This window comes from Moorena sp. SIO4A1, assembly GCF_010672065.1.
Taxonomy (GTDB): Bacteria; Cyanobacteriota; Cyanobacteriia; order Cyanobacteriales; family Coleofasciculaceae; genus Moorena.
Window position 1 is genome coordinate 1 of sequence record NZ_JAAHHX010000783.1, and the last position, 1,340, is coordinate 1,340.

1 pseudogene is annotated in these 1,340 nt (G+C 43.4%); it reads right to left on the reverse strand.

Going from position 1 to position 1,340, the window contains the following annotated elements:
* Nucleotides 1-881: 881 nt before the first annotated feature.
* A pseudogene (locus tag F6K53_RS42860) lies at nt 882-1,130 on the reverse strand (transposase); the annotation flags it as partial.
* Nucleotides 1,131-1,340 lie beyond the last annotated feature (210 nt).

Below are 1,340 nucleotides of genomic sequence, written 5' to 3' on the forward strand. Positions count from 1 at the left end.
TTCATCCTCAAAAGCTGGTTCGTTTCTAAAGCCAACAGTGACTTTATATGCTCCCACCACTCTTGTTTCATGAGCGCGGGCTGGGATTGTAGATAGCGCCATCATGCCAATCAGTGCCGCCGTTTTACAGGCAGATCCAATTTGACGAATTGTCAAAGAAAGTGTCATCGAATATATTTGAATAGTATCAACATACTGTGCCTTTACTATTGAAATCTATTTTCATCAATTATTTTATTAAATTTTGATGAAGATCATCTTTTAACCGACATTTCGTAATTCAGCATATTGAAATCTATTTTTGTCAATTATTTTATTAAATTTTGATAAAAATTATCTTTTAACCGACATTTCGTAATTCAATATGTAGTATTCATAGAACACGGAAGCGGCAATGAAACAGCCCTGCCACAATACTGGGAATTAGCGGATGCAACGCTTTTTTGTAAGCATTCAGCCGTCAGCCGTCAGCCGTCAGCCATTCCCGTAGCGTGGCCATAGGCCAAGGCTCACGCTATGGGGATAAACTGTTACCTTAGCGTGTCCACAAGCCTTTAGCTGATAGCATCTCAAGTAGCACCTCAAGTAGCCCATTAGCTGAATGCTGATAGCTGAATGCTGATAGCTGAATGCTTACGCTTTTTTTTTACAGTATTGGACCAACGGAGGGATACTCTTAAACCGGTATAAATTAGGACAAACCCGCATTAAACGGTCAAGGTGCAATTTATTGTTGCCTGAGTGAGGAGTGGTCATGCAGTAATTGGAGTCGAACCTGCCGGAGACGAAACCTTAGAATAAGGCAGCCTTAATCATAAAGTTTTAACCCTTTTACCCATAGCCGACAAACCATAAAGGCTGCCTTATTCTTACGGTAACTTCTAACCACCCATCTGTCTGGACGTTCCTGGCATCTCGACCAGGAGTTGCTTGAAAGCCTGAGTTTTGCTATGTTTACAATCAATCCAACCAAGCTCAACTGCATCAAGCAGACTCAGTCCCATCCCTTTCAAGAAACGCGCGGTACGACGCAACAATACTGCCATTACCTCGGTCTTATTCATGTACCTAGTTAGTTCCTTGTCCGTACCCCGAGCAAGGATGTTTTTGGCAGCATTGTGGTCAGCCTGTGTTAGAGTCGATGTCCTCTATTATGGGGAGCACCTCTCCTTTCGGCTAAGGCCGACGCTGCGCGAACAGAACCGAGCGTGAAGGTTTCCCCTCACTCGGCTCCTAGATATCCTTAGCTTTCGCTTTGCTTCAGTGTATCTGTTGGTGGCAGCTTTGATGTACTGCTAGTAAGTTCTTAGATTTCCAATTGTCGTGGTTTCCATCGACGT